This window comes from Solilutibacter tolerans, from assembly GCF_900155935.1.
Classification (GTDB): domain Bacteria; phylum Pseudomonadota; class Gammaproteobacteria; order Xanthomonadales; family Xanthomonadaceae; genus Solilutibacter; species Solilutibacter tolerans.
The window spans coordinates 1-15218 of the sequence record NZ_FTLW01000002.1 but is presented as its reverse complement, the minus strand read 5'-3'; the positions used below and the strand labels follow the sequence as shown (position 1 = coordinate 15218).

Here is a 15218-nt window from a genome sequence, read left to right as displayed (position 1 = left end):
CCGATCGCGGGTTACGGGATTGTCGATGTGTGTGGGCCTTGCGTCCACTAGGGCAGGAAATGTGCCAAAGACAACCAAAATGAAGCAACATCAATTCGGGTGGGTGCGGAAAGGCCTTGTATCGGACCTTTTTATCCCCAATTCACTCTCACTCCGACGGACATCCGACACATGCCCGAACCTTCTTCCCCCAAGCCGCTGCTCCGGCGTCGTTGGCTGCGGCGGCTTCTTGTTCTTGGATTAATTGCCTTGAGTGCTTCCATTGCATTGCGTGCGCAGATTGGCGACTACAGCGCGTCGCCACAATTTTCAGATGGACAGTTCCATAACATCACTCCCAAGCCAGCCGATTCCCCCGAGCCGGGCGCGAAAGTGATGTGGGATTTTTTCTTCAACAAACCCGCCAACACCGTGCCCGATGGCCCGATTCCAGTACGCAAGTTGACGCGTGCAGAGCTGGATGCAGCGCCGGACCGCAGTTTGTACAGGTTGGGGCATTCCATCATCTTGATGAAGCTGCGCGGCAAGTGGTTCATCACCGATCCGGTGTTCTCCGAGCGTGCATCACCTGTGCAGTTCGCAGGGCCCAAGCGCTTCCACGCGCCGCCGATTTCGCTGGAAGAGTTGCCGCCGATACGTGCGGTGCTGTTCTCGCACGATCATTACGATCATCTCGATAGCGCTGCGGTCAAGGCATTGGCTGCGAAGACCGATTTCTTCCTGGCACCGCTCGGTGTGGGCGATCGCATTGCAGACTGGGGCGTGCCGCCGGAGAAAGTGAAGCAATTCGATTGGTGGAACGGCTTCAGCATCGACGGGATGAAATTCGTGTTGACGCCCACGCAGCATTTTTCCGGGCGCGGCCTGCGAGATAGCAACCGCACGCTATGGGGATCCTGGGTGATCATCGATGGCGAAAAGCGGGTGTACTTCAGTGGTGACAGTGGCTACTTCAAACGGTTTGCGGAGATCGGCGAGCGCTTTGGACCGTTTGATCTCACGCTAATGGAAACCGGCGCCTACAACACGCAATGGCCGTACGTACACATGATGCCGGCACAAACCTTGCAGGCACATATCGACTTGGGTGGGAAGTGGCTGCTGCCTATCCATAACGGCACTTTCGATCTCGCCATGCATGCGTGGTATGACCCGTTCGAGCAAATCACCCGGCTAGGTGGCGAGCGTGGCATCAACATCACCACTCCGGTTATCGGCGAACGCATCGATATCAACAACCCGCACGCGGGTGAGTACTGGTGGCGCGGCGTGGGCTCCGCAAAGGAAATGGCCCAGCGTTGAGCTGGGCCAGTCTCACATCAATATTCAACGCTGAGAAAACTCAGCGCATGCGGCCGAAGTAGCCACCGAGCGCGGCCCGCAATTTGTCGGCGCCTTCCCGGCCCCAGTCGCGTTGTAATTCGCCAGCCAGACCAATCACCGAAATGGGTTTGGCGCCTGCCTGGATCATGCGTTGCATCGCGGCTTCGTGGGTGGCCGTACTAAGGCCGCCAATCGCATCGGCGACGAAGTACACGTCATAGCCTTCCTTCAAAGCATCCAGCACGGGGAAGGCCACGCAAATCTCGGTCCACAAGCCGGCGACGATCAATTTGCGTCGGCCAGTGGCTTCAACGGCGGCGCGGAATTCCGGGTCTTCCCAGGAATTGAGCGTGGTGCGGTCGATCTCTGGCACGCCGGGCAGGGCGGCTTTCAATTCTTCGTTGGTGCCTTTCATGCCGCGCGTGCCGACGCCCACGGTGGACAGCACGACAGGCAGGCCGTAGGACGTGGCGATCTCGCCTAGCGTGATGACACCGGCCAGCAGTGTCTTGGTATCGATGGAGTGGACGCCCGCATATTGTTCGGGTTGGTAATCGATGAAAGTGATCACCGCGTTCTGCGGGGTGATCAGGTGATCGGTCTGCGGGTCACGAATCGGGGTGGGGCCGGACATGTCGTTCTCCTTGCTGTCTGTCAAAGATTTAGTTGCCGCGTTCGCTCGTGATGGCGGCGCCTTCGCGCATCACTTTGGTTACAGGTGTGTTGGCCACGACTTCGAGTAATCGTTGCCATTGCGCTTCGTCCAGCGGGCCACTGGCATGCAGGATGCGATTGACGTGCAGATGACCGTCATCGTCCATTTCGGCTTTCAGTTCCGCGCGGAATTCACCCAAGTCCCAGCCTTTGCGTTCTGCATACATGCGCAAGGTGATCGCCGTGCATGCGGAGAGTGAGGCGAGGTAGAGGTCGAACGGTGCGGGGCCCTGTCCCTGACCGCCCAGTGCCACGGGTTCATCGGTTTTCAGGTCGTACCGACCGGCATGAATGTCATGCACGTAGTGCGTGTCAGTCGATGTGATGCGGGCATGGGCAACCGTTTTCATGCGGACTCCTTGTTGTCAGGCGGGGTATTGTGGTTATCGGCAATGGCAAGCAAGGGGATGACCAAGTCTTCTTCATCCAGCAAGTGTTGACGCATCTCGGGGCCGAAGCGATGAAGTGCCCCGGCGAGTTTTTGTATCAATGCGCTTGTTTCGGGATCATCCAGCCCTAACGATGCCAGACGTCGTGTTAATTCCTCCAACACATCGATGGCGCGATGCAGCGATTCGTGATCGTTCTCGAGCAGGTCAATGCCACTGCCGATGCGCGGCTCCATCACACGAAATTGTGGGAAGTAATGCGTGTCTTCCAGTCGGTGGTGGCCGTGCAGATGGCCAAGATGCTGCTGCAGCAAGGGCAAGGCCTGCTCACGAAACCTTGCCGCATCGATCAACTTCAACTGCCAATGCGTGGCGAGTCGCTCCAACATGGCCTGCCCATGGCGAAGGCTGTCATGCATTGCAAGCCAGGTGTGTGCCAACCCGCCACTGGGCAGGCTGTCCCATGTGCCACGCGGTCTGAGGGCATGCAACGCAAGGAGGTCAGGCGTCAGCCTTTCCTCCCGCGCCTGGGTATTGCTGACGCGGCTATACGTCATTGCGTCGCCCGTGCATCCGCTTCGCGTGCATTGCGCGTGGCATTGCCCCACCAAACAATCTCGTTGAGCATGGTTTGTGCAGAGGGGGCGATGTGGTCGTGGATGGTGGACATCGGCTGACGCTGATGCACCACGGAGACATAATCGCTGCCGCCGATATGCACGCCCGCGTGTACCGGCACCATCTGTAGCTCGACCGCGATCATCCGTGCATGCTCGACTGCACGCGCGCCGCCCACGCCGCCATAGGCGAGAAAGCCGATCGGCTTGTGTGCCCATTCGACATAGGCTTGATCGAAAGCGTTCTTGAGCGCACCCGTGATCGAGTGGTTGTACTCGGCAGTGACGACGATATAGCCATCGAATTCACCGATGCGCTTTTGCCATGCAACGGCGCGTGGGTCTCCGCTGGGCATCCATGCATTGGATGCTTTTTCGTTGAACAAGGGCAGATCGAAATCCTTTAGATCGACCAGTTCAAGGTCGATGTCATCACGCGATGCGGCTTGCTCTAGCATCCATTCGGCGGGGATTGGGGCGAAACGCGCGTCGCGCGTGCTGCCGAGGATGAGGGCAATCTTCAGAGGCTTTGTCATTGGGGTTATCTCGGGTCAGTGAAAGATGAAAAGTGGACCATCGCGACATCAAAAAATGTCGCGATGGTGGGCTTGCTTAGTGCATCTGGCCAAACTTTCCAGCATTGAAATCGCGAATGGCTTCGGCGATCTCGGCCTGGGTGTTCATCACAAACGGGCCGTAACCAATCACAGGCTCGTCAATGGGCTCGCCTGCCAGCAGCAGGACCTTGGCGTCGCTATTGGCTTCAATGCGCACATCGCTGCCTTCGGCCGAAAGCGTCGCCATCTGTGCTTGACGCAGCACCGTGTCGCCATTGATCTGCACGGTGCCTTCCAGCACCACCAAGAGCGTGGTCCAACCTTCGACCTGGGGCAGGTTGACGTTTTTGCCGGCCTTCAAGCGCAGATCCCAAACATTCATCGGGCTGAAGGTGCTGGCGGGGCCGGCGTTGCCTTCGTAATTGCCCGCGATGATCCGCACAGTGCCTGCGTTATCGGGCAGGCTGACCTGCGGGATGGTCGCGTCGGTGATGGCCTGGTAACCGGGCGCGGCCATCTTGTCCTTGGCAGGCAGGTTGACCCACAGCTGCACCATCTCGAACGGCCCACCTTCGCGGCTGTAGCGCTCGGAGTGGAACTCTTCGTGCAGGATGCCGCTGCCGGCTGTCATCCACTGCACATCGCCACGGCCGATCACGCCGCCTTTGCCGGTGGAATCGCGATGCTCGACCTCGCCTTCGTAGACAATCGTGACGGTCTCGAAGCCGCGGTGCGGATGCTGGCCAACGCCACGGCGATAGTCGGTGTTGGGGCCGAACTCGGTCGGGGCGGCGTAGTCCAGCAGCAGGAACGGACTGCGTTGGGCGACTTCGGGGCCGTTGTAGCCAAACATGCCGTGCACCGGGAAGCCATCGCCCACCCAATGGCGGCCGGGCGCGCTGGTGATGCCGAGGATCTTCTTCATTGCGCTCTCCATTCGTTCGGACGACAGGTCCGGGGAATGAGTAAATACTATTGATAGGACGATGTAGGCGGTAGATGGTCGATTTTGAACCTATCGTTTCAATTTGAGAACGATCTCAAGCGCTGTGAGCCGCCGGGTGGGTGGTGTTAGAGGCCGATTCGCCCCTAACAAAATTCGAATGACCCGAGCAGGTTCAGCTTGCAGACAGTCGGATTGGAAGTGCCGGTCACGGTTTCATGGGCTTTATCAAGAAGTGCTAGCGGCTTTTCTGCAGGCACGGGTTAAACGTTCGTTCTGCTTGCGATCGGCCGTCCGGATTTGTTCATGCCGGGTCGGTCAGGGTTGGCCGTGCTGGTCGAGGACGCTCCGCAACGCGTACATCGACAGGCTTCGTGTCTCGGCACCTTCCGAGGCTCGTTTCGCTCCCCCACGAACGAGAGAGGTAACCCCATGAAAAACTACAACAACAAGAAAGCTTTGATCCTGGCCGCGGCTTCGCTGGCCCTGGCCGCCCCGATGGCGATGGCTCAAGTGGCTGCAGGCCCGGTGAAGGCGAATGTCGGTGCTGGTGTGGATGCCAATGCGGCTACCCAAGTGAATGCCGCGCATGATCAGGCCGCTGCGCAGATGGGTGCCAGGGCTGACGTGAAAACTCAGGCCCAGGTGCAGGCGACGCCGCCGGCTACCCCGGCAACGCCAGCCGTGCCGCCGACCGCAGATGCCACCAAGGCCACGCCGGCGGTTCCCGCCACCCCGGCAGCACCGGTTGCCAAGGCCAATGGCGAGAAGAAGTGGAGTGATCTGGACGGCGACGGCAATGGCACCCTGAGCGCGGCTGAGGCGCAGGGCATGCCCAGCCTGTCCAAGATCTTCGTCGAAGCGGACGCCAATGCCGACGGTGAATTGAGCCAGGACGAGTACAAGGCTTGGGTGGCCAGCAACAATGCGGCCCGCGCCAAGGCAAAGTCCGACTCGTAAGACACAAGCGCGACGTCTGATCGCGCAGACATAACGACAGTTGTGGCCAACGGGGCAGCGCAAGCTGCCCCGTTGCTATTGGGATGTGTGATTGGTCTGGCGTATCGCGGGCGATGCCTGCACGACATCCGCCATGACATCACGCACAATCGACGCATGCTCACCCGCGACATCGACGCTTTCTTCGCCCATGCGCGCAGCTTGCCTGCTGACTTTGGCCCTGCGACGGCGCGTGCTGCCTTTCTTGTGGCGCCCGATGGGTTTGCGCAGGCGGTCGAATCCGCGCGTGATAACCAGTACATGGCCGATCCGGTTGCGTTCGATGCTGCGCGCGCTTCCATGCAGCATCGCGAACTGCAGCGTGCGATCAGTCGGGTCGTGCCGACGATTTGCTTCGCGGGCGACCCGGCTACGCCCGATGCGGTCTTCCCCAACAACGTGTTCGGGACCGCGGCCGGCCGCAGCATTATCGGGCGTATGCGTCACCCGGTGCGTCAGCGCGAGGCGGAGCGAGGCGACATCCGCCAATTCTTCCGCGACACCCTTAGCCGCGATGAAGTCGATCTCTCCACGCAACCACACGCATGCGAGCTCACCGGCGCACTGGTAATCGATCGCGCACGTGGTATCGGCTATGCAGGATTGTCCGAACGTTGCGATGAAGAAGGCGCACGCCTGATGCACGAAGCCTTCGGTTTGCGCGCCACCCTCATGCTCGATTTGTCTCCTGGCGAATACCACACCAATGTCGTCCTGGCGGTGTTGGCGGGTCGAGCCGCGGTGGTCTGCCCAAAAGGGTTTGCCGATGAAGAACTCGCCTCCGCCATCGCTGCCTTCTATGCACCGCATTCTGTTGTTTGCGATGACGCCGAGCACGCGGCGTTCGTTGGCAACTGCATTGCCTTATCGCCAGATACAGTGTGGATGAGCGAGGCCGCGCAAGCGGCTTTGCGTCCACAAAGTGCGAAGGTATTAAACGATGCAGGCTTCACGGTGCATTCGGTGCCACTCGATGCCATTGAAGCGGGTGGCGGCTCGCTCCGTTGCTGCATCGGCGAAATGTTCTGACAAGGATCAATGATGACGACTGAACTCGCATCGCGCCGCAAGACGGCGTTGGTGACCGGTGCCTCGGGCGGTATCGGCAAGGGCATTGCGGAAGCAGCAGCGCGTGATGGTTGGCATCTGGTGCTTACCGCGCGCAAGACTGGAGACATCGACGCATTTGCCGAAGATTGGCGTCGCCGTTATGGCGTGCAAATCACTGCCCTGGCGCAGGATTTGTCGTTGCCGGGCGGTGCAGATGCCTTGTTCGATGCGCTGCAAGCACGTGGCATCACCATTGATTGTCTGGTGAACAATGCAGGCATCGGGGTGTTCGGCGAGTTCATCGACACCTCGCTGGATGAAGAATTGGCGATGTTGCGGCTCAACATCGAAGCCCCGACCGTGCTGGCCAAGCGCTTCTTGCCGCAGTTGGTGGAGCGGGGCGGCTACCTTCTTAACATCGCGTCCATCGCGTCGTTCCCCCCGGGCCCGTATCTGGCGGCTTACTACGGCAGCAAGGCGTATCTGCGCAGCTGGAGTGAGGGCATCGCCGAAGAACTCGCGTCCCGTGGTGTGGGGGTGACGGCTTATTGTCCGGGCCCGGTGCGTACGCAATTTGCAGATCGTGCCAATGCCAAGCGCTCGGCCTTGTTCAGTGGCAATCACCTGCCCGATGGCGACGAGGTCGGTCGCGCCGCCTGGCAGGCCTGCATGCAACGTCGTCGGCTGGTGGTGCATGGCCTACTCAACAAGCTGCAGGTATTCGCGATGCGCTTTACCCCGCGGACGTTGCTGGCGAAAATCGTCCGCCGCGTGTCGCGGCCTGCCTGAGTTCAGCCATGCCCCACGCGATCACTACCACCGAGCTTTTCCTCATCGCCATGACCATCATCATGGCGTTGCCGTATCTGGTCTGGCGCCTGGGTCGCACCGACTACTGGGCGCCGTTGGTGGTGGTGCAGATCATCACCGGCATCGTGCTGGGGCCCGGTGTATTGGGCAAGTGGTTTCCCGAGTACTACCAGTTCATCTTCACCAAGGACGTGGTGCAGTCACTCAATGGCATCGCCTGGTGGGCGGTGATGATTTTTGTGTGCATCGCCGGCATCGAGCTGGATCTCAAAAAAGCCTGGGCGAACCGCCGCGAATCCGGTATCACCGCCGGGCTCGCGTTGGGGATGCCATTGTTATTCGGTGCGCTCGCTGCCGTGGGTTTGTTGCAGTTTTCAGGCTGGATCGGTGCATCGGGCGAAGCGTGGCAATTCGTCGCGGGTGTCGGCATGTCATGTGCAGTGACAGCGCTTCCCATCCTTATCCTGTTGATGGAGAAGCTCGAGATCCTGCGTACGCAGTTGGGCCAGCGCATCCTGCGCTACGCCAGCCTCGACGACATCGCGATCTGGGGGGTACTCGCGATTGTCTTGATGGATTGGGAGCGTATTGGTCGGCAGGGAGCTTTCCTTGCGGGCTACGCCATTGCTTGCGTACTGTTCCGGAAACTGATGCGTGCCATTCCCGAACGAGACCGTTGGTACGTTGCCTTGATCTGGCTTTGCATCGTGGCCTTTGGCGCGGATTGGGCCGGCCTGCATTTCATGGTCGGTGCGTTCTTGGCGGGCGTGGTGATGGATAGCGATTGGTTCGATGAGGAGAAGATGGACTTGCTGCGCCATCACGTGTTGTTGGTGGTGATGCCGGTGTTCTTCCTCTCCACCGGTTTGCGTACCAATTGGGCGATGGGCGGTGCAGTGGTGTTTGTCGCGGCGGGCATACTCCTGCTGGCCTCGGTGTCGGGCAAATTGGCGGGCCTGCACTTGGCCGGGCGCGTGCTGCGTTGGCCCAAGGGCGAGGCCAGCATCATCGGCTGGCTGCTGCAGACCAAGGCGCTGATCATGATCATCTTCGCCAACGTGCTATTGGACAAACACATCATCACCAGCGAAACTTTCACCGCACTGCTGTTGATGGCGGTGGCCAGCACTATGCTGACGATTCCCATGGTCTCGCCCAAGCTGCGGCGCATGCCCGGGTTGTTCAAGCGTGAGGCCTGATCGAACCGATCATTCAGGTCTCCTGCCTAGAATGTGCGCGATGCGACATCGACCCGCCCTCGTTACCAGCCTGCTGCTGTGCAGCCTCTTCGCCATCGCGCCCGATGCGTTGGCGCAGAAGCGTACCGTCTACCGCTGCCTGCGCGACAACACGGTGAGCCTGTCCACCGCGCCGGAGCCCGGCTCGAAGTGCAGCAAGAAAGAGATCGAGGACACCGCGGGCAAGGTGCCGAATCTCTGGGGCGAGCTGGGCGTCGTGCAAGGCACATTGTACGAACGCATGCAGGACGGCAAGCTGGTCTACGGTACGCGCAAGTTGCCTGGCGCCACGCCCGTGCTGAAATTCACGGTGCAGACGCCGCCCGGTTCACCCGCGCATGCGGGTCTGGGCAAGGTGGGCAAGGCGCAGCTGAAACCTTTTGATCGCGAGTTTCGCGCCGCTGCGAAAGCGAACAAGGTGGATGACGCGTTCGTGCGCGCCATCGCGCATGCCGAGAGCGGTTTCAACGACAAGGCCACCTCAGCCAAGGGCGCGATGGGCGTGATGCAGTTGATGCCTGAAACCGCCCGCGAACTCGGCGTCACCGATGGCTACGCGCACGATCAATCGATTCGTGGCGGTGCCAAGCATTTGTCCTCGTTGTTACGGCGCTACAAGGGTGACTTCACTCGTGCGGCAGCGGCTTATAACGCGGGCATCGGCGCCGTGGCCAAGTACGGCGGTGTTCCGCCGTACAAGGAAACCCTGGAATACGTGCAAAAGGTCGAGGCCTTGCACATCCTGTATCGCCAGGCACTCAAACTGCCGCCGCTCAATCCGCCGCTACGTGCGGCGCAATGAATGGGTGATGCAGCCTGGGCTTAGCGCGGCGTGAGTTTTAGCAAGCGCCCGTTGTCACCATCTTCCAGCAACCAGAGCGTGCCATCGGGGCCTTGCTCCACTTCACGAATGCGCTCGCCCATGTTGTAGCGCGTTTCCTCGCGAGCGCTGTCGCCATCGATTTGTACGACGACGAGTGCCTTCGACGACAAGCCGCCGATCAGTGCGCGCCCCTGCCAGGCAGGGAATTGCGTGCCGCTGTAGAACAGCAGGCTTGAGGGCGAGATGACCGGTGTCCAGCTGGTGGCGGGTGCGTGGTATTGCGGCGCGGTGTCGTGATCTGGGATGGGGCGGCCATCGTAATGATCGCCATTGCTGACGATTGGGTAGCCGTAGTTGTCGCCCTTCACGATCAGGTTGATTTCATCGCCACCCTTCGGGCCCATCTCGTTGTCCCACAAGCGGCCTTGCCCATCGAATGCCAGTCCCAGCACATTGCGATGACCCAGCGACCACACTTGCGCAGCCACCCCACCTTGCGAGGCAAATGGATTGTCCGCCGGCACGCTGCCATCGTCGTTGAGGCGGATGATCTTGCCCATGTTGCTTTTCATGTCCTGCGCGGGGTCGAACTTCTGTCGCTCGCCCGAGCTGATGAAGAGCTTTCCATCCGGTGAGAACGCGATGCGATGGCTGTAGTGGCCACCGCCCTCAACCTTCGGCACTTGGCGCCAGATGACTTCGGGCGTGGATAGCGAGCCGCCGCCGGCCTTGAAGCTTGTCAGGCTGGCGCGCGCCACTACCGCGCCGCGGGTGTTGTCATCGCCAGCTTCGGCGTAACTGAAATAGATCAAGCGGTTCTGCTCGAAATTGGGATGGGGCACGACATCGCCCAAGCCGCCTTGGCCGCCATAAGCGACTTTCGGGATACCCGAGATGATCCGACTTTGCTTATTGGTGGGATCGAACATAAACAACTTGCCGCCCCTTTCACTGACCAGCAGCGCCCCACCGGGCAGAAAACTCATCGCCCAGGGTTCGTTGAAGCGAGCGAACTCAGTCGCCTGGAAAGGTTGGGTATCGACGGCATCCGTCGATGCTGTGCTTGATGCCTTGCTGGCAGCAGGTGTCGCGACATTGGCGGGGCCGCCGTTTTGGCACGCTGCCAAAGCGAGCGAGAAGGTGAGTAGGCCAAGCATCTGGCAAGAGGTGCGCATACGGGCTCCGCATCGGGTCGATAAGAGCATCATCCTGTCACAGCCATTAATAATTCGTCGTCATCGCCGCCTGAATGCGACTGATAAAATGCGCGCATGAATCAGACGATCCGCATGGTCGGCTTCGATGCCGACGACACCCTCTGGAAGAGCGAAGACTATTACCGCGAAGCCGAGGCCGAATTCCGTCGCATCGTCGGTGAGCACGTCGATCTGGATGATGTCGGTGCGCGGCTGTACGCGGTGGAAAAGCGCAACCTCGCCTTGTTTGGTTACGGCGTCAAAGGCATGACCTTGTCGATGGTGGAAGCGGCCATCGACATCACTGAGGGTCGCATTCCTGCTTCCGATATTCATCGCATCGTTTCGATGGCGAAGGACTTGCTGCGTCATCCGGTGGAGCTGTTGCCGGGCGTTGCGGATGCGGTGGAAGCGGTGGCTTCGCGCCATGACATCGTCTTGATCACCAAGGGCGATTTGTTCCATCAGGAAGCCAAGGTGCGCGAGTCCGGCTTGTCGCGCTGGTTCCAGCGCATCGAGATCGTGAGTGAGAAAGACGCGCCGACCTATGCGCGCTTGCTGAAAGAATTCGGCGTCGCGCCGAGTGAATTCGTGATGATCGGCAACTCGCTTCGCTCGGATATCGCGCCGCTTTTGGAGCTAGGGGCCTGGGGCATCCACATGCCGTATCACGTCACCTGGGCACACGAAGCTGAAGCCGATGTCGATTGTGCGCATCCGCGTCTGCGCGTGGTGCATGCCGCATTGGAACTGCCCGATTTGGTGCACGCAATCAGCCAGTTAGCGGCATCCACCTAATTGCGTTTGGGAAAACCCTGATAGCGCAGCTTTGGCCCCGCGCGTGACGCTAATCCCGTGCTAAGCGTAGGAGTGCGGCGATGCAAGAACAGTGGCGCGGGGTAACGAGAGGCATGATGTCCGCCTGCGTCATCTTGCTCGCGGCATGGGGCGTGATGGGCGATGTCGCGGCGGCAGAGTTGCGCAAGTGCAAATTGCCCAGCGGCCAGCCTGTCTATGTCAGTGATGCATGTCCGGCGGGTAGCCATGAAGTCTGGCAACGTGTGGTCACGGCAGACCCACGGCATGATCTCGCCTTGAAGCAAAGGCAGGACGATATCAGTCAATGGCAGCAGGCGAGTCGGCGCGAAACGGCATCGCGACTACGCCCGCTCGCGCTTCGCGGCAGTGGTGGACGCAGCAGCAGCGATTCAAGCATGGCCGTACGCTGTGAGCGTGCACGCGAACGGCGTGATCGCATCCGCGACAAGGAATGGATGCGGATGACCTATGACCGCATGATCCAGCTAGATGATGCGGTCAGTGAGGCTTGTCGCTGAATGCTTCCCCATGGAAAGCTGAATACTTGAACGAATGTAAGGAGGGGTTAAAAGCCCGTTCACCCGCTCGGTGCGAAGGTGGATGCGTGGCCACATTGGGTGGCTCCCTACAGGAGGCTCAAGATGAAGACCTTGACTCGTTGGATGGCCCCGGCCGTCTTGGCCGCCGGTCTCGGAATGGGCGCCTTGGCCGTGCCGCAGCAGGCACATGCACAAGATATTTCTCGTGTGCTGGTGGATGTAGCCGACGTCATCCTGCGCGGAGGCCAGCCTTACTACCGCTACGGCAATTATGGCCAGAATGATCGTTTGATCGTGCAGCGCGACCGTTATGGTCGCCCGGTTTACTACCGCACAGTGCATCGTTCAGGCCCGCCCTATGGCAACGCCTACGGCTACTACCGCAATGGGCCGGGTAGCCGAAACAACGTGAAGTGCAACAAGAAGGGCAAGTGCAAAGCTACGTATTACGACCCGCGCTACGATCGTGATGGTTACCGCGACTACCGCCGTGATGATCGTTACGGCTACTACCGAGATGATCGTCGCTGGCGTGATCGTTACGACGATTGATCTCGCCTAGAGCCTATCAACAGGTGAGTGAACACCATGCAGGGACAGTGCCTTCGGGCGCTGTCCCTGTTTGCAGCATGCCCTTCGGTTTACGTGTGTCACGCCCGGCTCCACTCACATTGGTCCCCTCTTTTTGGCAGTATTGGTCAGATGCCTCCGTCTTCCCCCGCCTCGCTCCCGTCATTGATGCCCTGGGTATTGGGCCTGGTGCTGCTTGTCGGCAGCCTGTCCCCAACCATTGCGCGTGCTGATGGGCCATTGGACTGCAAACTGCGTTTCAACATGCAGGGCTGGTCAGTGTTCTATAAAACCGCCGAAGGCGAAGGCACGGTCACATGCTCCAACGGCGAGCGGCTACCGGTGCGCATCACCTCGCGCGGCGGTGGTATCACGTTCGGCAAGTCGAGCATCGATAACGGGCGAGGCGAATTTTCCGGCATTTACAACATCCGCGAAGTGCTGGGTGGTTATGCCGCAGCCGAGGCCCATGCCGGCGCAGGCAAGTCCAGCAAGGCGCAGGTCGTGACCAAGGGATCGGTCTCGCTAGCACTGACCGGCACAGGCTCTGGTTGGGATATCGGTGTGTCGATCGGCAATTTCGTGCTCAGCGAGCGCTGATTCCGCATTGCTTCATCGCGTTGCGCTCATATTCCTGCCGCACGGATGAATCGCCTGGTTGGATACCACGGCGGAGCGAAATTTTTCATGGCCAGTTCACTGCTTGATCGTCAACGTGCAAGGCCTACATGGGAGGAATCATCATGAAGCACACGAACTTGAAGGCTCTGGCGCTTGCGCTGGCCATTGGTGCCATAAGTGCCCCGTTGGCTGCGCAGGACTATGCCATCAGCTGGAATCCGCGCAGTGGTGATGTCTGGGTCGATCAGCGTTTAGGCGACATCAATCGCTACGGCACCCGCTATCGCGATCCGTTCGTCAATGAAATGGTGCGCTATTACGGTGCGCCGCGAGACTTGGTGACCGATCTCCTGGTCCGTCGCAATTGGGCGCCGGGCGATGTTTATTACGCTTGTTCGATCGCGCACATCCTCGGCATTCCGTGCCGCAATGTGGTTGATGACTGGGATCGCAACCATGGCCAAGGGTGGGGCGCAGTCGCCCAGCGCATGGGTATCAAGCCGGGCTCGGCCGAGTTCCACCAGCTCAAGCGCGGCTTTGTGCCGAGCTATGACCGCTGGGGCCGCCCGATCGTGTTGGATGCTGAACTTGAGCGTGCCTACCCGAATCGTGGCAAGGGCAAAGCGATGAACAACGGTGGCCAAGCCAAGGCCAAGTCGGCTAAGCCGCATGCATCGGGAAGCAAAGGCAAGCCGGCTCAAGCAGGTGGTGGAAAGGCCAAGGGCAACAATGGCCAAGGCAGTGGCAAGGCCAAGGACAACGGCGGTGGAAAACCCAAGGGTAACGGGAACGGCAAGGGCCGCGGTTGAGCCAGTCCATCCACATCCCGTTGCATCGACGCCCGGCTCTGGCCGGGCGTTTTCGTTGGGCGATGCGGCGACACGGGGGATAATGCGCAGAATGCCCTCGAACCTTTCTTCCTCACTTGCCCCTGACGCCCATTCCGAGTTGTTCGGCTGGGCGCTCTCCGTTGCCCCGATGATGGATTGGGTAGCCAGCCGCTAAAAACGTCGGCCATTCAGTAGCTTGGGGCGTGCTCGGTGCTCCATGTAGCAAATTTGCAGCATTCGATAGCGTGATCAGCGAGGTTTTCCGCGCACTCGCCGCCACTCCTCCGTCGCCGCTTCCCGCTCGGCGTCGAGGTAGGCGGCAAGATCCGCAGCGTTGACTAGCCAGGGAGATTTCTGGCTACCAGCTCTGAAGGCCGGCACAGGTAAAGATCTTCGGATTGCTCGCTTGGCTGCTTCTGCCGGGGCGAGCCCAAACAAGTTTGCGCAGGCATCCAGTGGTATCTGGCCGGAGCCATATTCCGCGAGGAGGAGAAAGAGGGTTTTCATGGAGCCTGATCACGACTCGGGGGAACTGCGATCAGCCTAGCGTGCGAAACACGCGGGAATGTTCGGGAATGCGCGTGAAAATCGGCCTGATTCCTCGCCTTATACAGCCCTTCACAAAGGGCTGTGGTGCCTCTTTGGTGGATCAGTTGCGCTTTCGAGGGCTACCAGATGGCTTGGCCTTCTTCACCTTCGCTGTGCGTGAAGACTCCACGGCCTCCTGGAACTCTGCGATGAACTCAGTCAGATCGACGCCCATGGCACGACATATTTCCCATAGCTCGATGGTGTCCAGACGGCGCACGCCGCGCTCTACATCGCTGACAAATGTCTGTGATTTGCCTATTGCGGCCGACAGATCGACCTGGGTCAGGCCAGCGGCCTGCCTTGCACTACGCAATTGATTGCGCAGAAGGGTGTTCTCGGGTCGATATAGGGTCTTTGGCATCGCGCTCGCCTAGGGGCGAGAGCAAAGCTATATGCCGATTCTGGATATCCGATATTCTTGAATATGTGTTGTGCTGCCGGCGGATGGCTTGGGCGGATATGTCCAAGGTTTGGGTTCACGATCGACGCCTAGTTGTGTAAACCCAGGACGTTGTTCAGTGGAAGCTGGATGCGGCTGATCGGGGGTTGGTAGCCAAGGCTGGCGTGCGGCCGGTGCCAGTTGTACTGG

General features: G+C 59.9%; 19 protein-coding genes and 1 pseudogene. 11 read left to right on the top strand and 9 right to left on the bottom strand.

Translation table 11 applies throughout. The annotated features are described in order from the left end of the window. The first annotated feature begins 171 nt into the window (after window positions 1-171). Window positions 172-1302 carry an MBL fold metallo-hydrolase gene (locus tag BW989_RS03205; RefSeq protein ID WP_083688186.1) on the top strand — a complete coding sequence of 377 codons (1131 nt, stop codon included), beginning with the start codon at window positions 172-174 and terminating at the stop codon, window positions 1300-1302. 40 nt (window positions 1303-1342) lie between these two features. Here BW989_RS03205 and BW989_RS03200 read toward each other — a convergent pair whose 3' ends face one another. The 5 genes from BW989_RS03200 to BW989_RS03180 form a co-directional block, all read right to left on the bottom strand. Then, window positions 1343-1957: a hydrolase gene (locus tag BW989_RS03200; protein WP_076585367.1), complete on the bottom strand. Its 615-nt coding sequence runs from the start codon at window positions 1955-1957 to the stop codon at window positions 1343-1345. 28 nt (window positions 1958-1985) lie between these two features. After that, window positions 1986-2387 (bottom strand): OsmC family protein, encoded by a 402-nt coding sequence (locus BW989_RS03195; RefSeq protein ID WP_076585365.1) that lies wholly within the window; start codon window positions 2385-2387, stop codon window positions 1986-1988. Continuing rightward, window positions 2384-2983, bottom strand: a complete 600-nt coding sequence (locus BW989_RS03190) for a hemerythrin domain-containing protein (protein WP_076585363.1) — start codon at window positions 2981-2983, stop codon at window positions 2384-2386. Before BW989_RS03190 ends, BW989_RS03195 begins: the two co-directional genes overlap by 4 nt. Then, window positions 2980-3579, bottom strand: coding sequence for an NADPH-dependent FMN reductase (locus tag BW989_RS03185; protein ID WP_076585361.1), 600 nt, complete (start codon window positions 3577-3579; stop codon window positions 2980-2982). The genes BW989_RS03190 and BW989_RS03185 overlap by 4 nt, the downstream gene beginning before the upstream one ends. Window positions 3580-3655: 76 nt before the next feature. Next, entirely contained in the window at window positions 3656-4525 is an 870-nt protein-coding gene (locus BW989_RS03180) for a pirin family protein (protein ID WP_129582801.1), read from the bottom strand. Window positions 4526-4975: 450 nt separating this feature from the next. Between BW989_RS03180 and BW989_RS12310 the strand changes: the two genes are divergently transcribed. The 5 genes from BW989_RS12310 (at window position 4976) to BW989_RS03155 (ending at window position 9442) form a co-directional block, all read left to right on the top strand. Then, window positions 4976-5503 (top strand): EF-hand domain-containing protein, encoded by a 528-nt coding sequence (locus BW989_RS12310; RefSeq protein ID WP_083688184.1) that lies wholly within the window; start codon window positions 4976-4978, stop codon window positions 5501-5503. Window positions 5504-5659: 156 nt separating this feature from the next. Continuing rightward, a complete protein-coding gene (locus BW989_RS03170) occupies window positions 5660-6571 on the top strand; it encodes an arginine deiminase-related protein (RefSeq protein ID WP_076586360.1) in 912 nt (303 codons plus the stop codon). A gap of 12 nt (window positions 6572-6583) precedes the next feature. Continuing rightward, window positions 6584-7381: an SDR family NAD(P)-dependent oxidoreductase gene (locus BW989_RS03165; protein WP_165688544.1), complete on the top strand. Its 798-nt coding sequence runs from the start codon at window positions 6584-6586 to the stop codon at window positions 7379-7381. Window positions 7382-7389: 8 nt separating this feature from the next. Next, on the top strand, window positions 7390-8601 hold the full coding sequence (locus BW989_RS03160) for a cation:proton antiporter (RefSeq protein WP_076585355.1): 1212 nt from the start codon (window positions 7390-7392) through the stop codon (window positions 8599-8601). Between the two features lie 40 nt (window positions 8602-8641). Next, a complete protein-coding gene (locus BW989_RS03155; protein ID WP_076586358.1) occupies window positions 8642-9442 on the top strand; it encodes a lytic transglycosylase domain-containing protein in 801 nt (266 codons plus the stop codon). 20 nt (window positions 9443-9462) lie between these two features. Here the strand turns inward: BW989_RS03155 and BW989_RS03150 are convergent, their stop codons facing one another. Continuing rightward, a complete protein-coding gene (locus BW989_RS03150; protein ID WP_076585353.1) occupies window positions 9463-10638 on the bottom strand; it encodes a PQQ-dependent sugar dehydrogenase in 1176 nt (391 codons plus the stop codon). A 96-nt stretch (window positions 10639-10734) separates the two neighbouring features. Here BW989_RS03150 and BW989_RS03145 point away from each other — a divergent pair, with 96 nt between their 5' ends. The 5 genes from BW989_RS03145 to BW989_RS03125 all read left to right on the top strand — a co-directional run bounded on the left by BW989_RS03145 (window position 10735) and on the right by BW989_RS03125 (window position 14017). Continuing rightward, window positions 10735-11457 (top strand): HAD family hydrolase, encoded by a 723-nt coding sequence (locus BW989_RS03145; protein WP_076585351.1) that lies wholly within the window; start codon window positions 10735-10737, stop codon window positions 11455-11457. A gap of 80 nt (window positions 11458-11537) precedes the next feature. Then, the gene (locus BW989_RS03140) at window positions 11538-11996 is read left to right on the top strand and encodes a hypothetical protein (RefSeq protein ID WP_165688543.1); all 459 of its coding nucleotides are present in this window, start codon (window positions 11538-11540) and stop codon (window positions 11994-11996) included. Between the two features lie 123 nt (window positions 11997-12119). Beyond that, window positions 12120-12569 carry a hypothetical protein gene (locus BW989_RS03135; RefSeq protein WP_076585347.1) on the top strand — a complete coding sequence of 150 codons (450 nt, stop codon included), beginning with the start codon at window positions 12120-12122 and terminating at the stop codon, window positions 12567-12569. 186 nt (window positions 12570-12755) lie between these two features. Continuing rightward, entirely contained in the window at window positions 12756-13187 is a 432-nt protein-coding gene (locus tag BW989_RS03130) for a hypothetical protein (RefSeq protein WP_076585345.1), read from the top strand. 143 nt (window positions 13188-13330) lie between these two features. Then, window positions 13331-14017, top strand: a complete 687-nt coding sequence (locus BW989_RS03125) for a hypothetical protein (protein WP_076585343.1) — start codon at window positions 13331-13333, stop codon at window positions 14015-14017. A gap of 270 nt (window positions 14018-14287) precedes the next feature. Here BW989_RS03125 and BW989_RS12935 read toward each other — a convergent pair whose 3' ends face one another. The 3 genes and pseudogenes from BW989_RS12935 to BW989_RS12385 form a co-directional block, all read right to left on the bottom strand. Then, complete coding sequence (locus tag BW989_RS12935; protein ID WP_076585341.1) at window positions 14288-14545, bottom strand: pyocin activator PrtN family protein; 258 nt, start codon at window positions 14543-14545, stop codon at window positions 14288-14290. Window positions 14546-14687: 142 nt separating this feature from the next. Further along, a complete protein-coding gene (locus tag BW989_RS03115) occupies window positions 14688-14990 on the bottom strand; it encodes a helix-turn-helix domain-containing protein (RefSeq protein ID WP_076585339.1) in 303 nt (100 codons plus the stop codon). Between the two features lie 128 nt (window positions 14991-15118). After that, a pseudogene (locus BW989_RS12385) lies at window positions 15119-15218 on the bottom strand (IS481 family transposase); the annotation flags it as partial.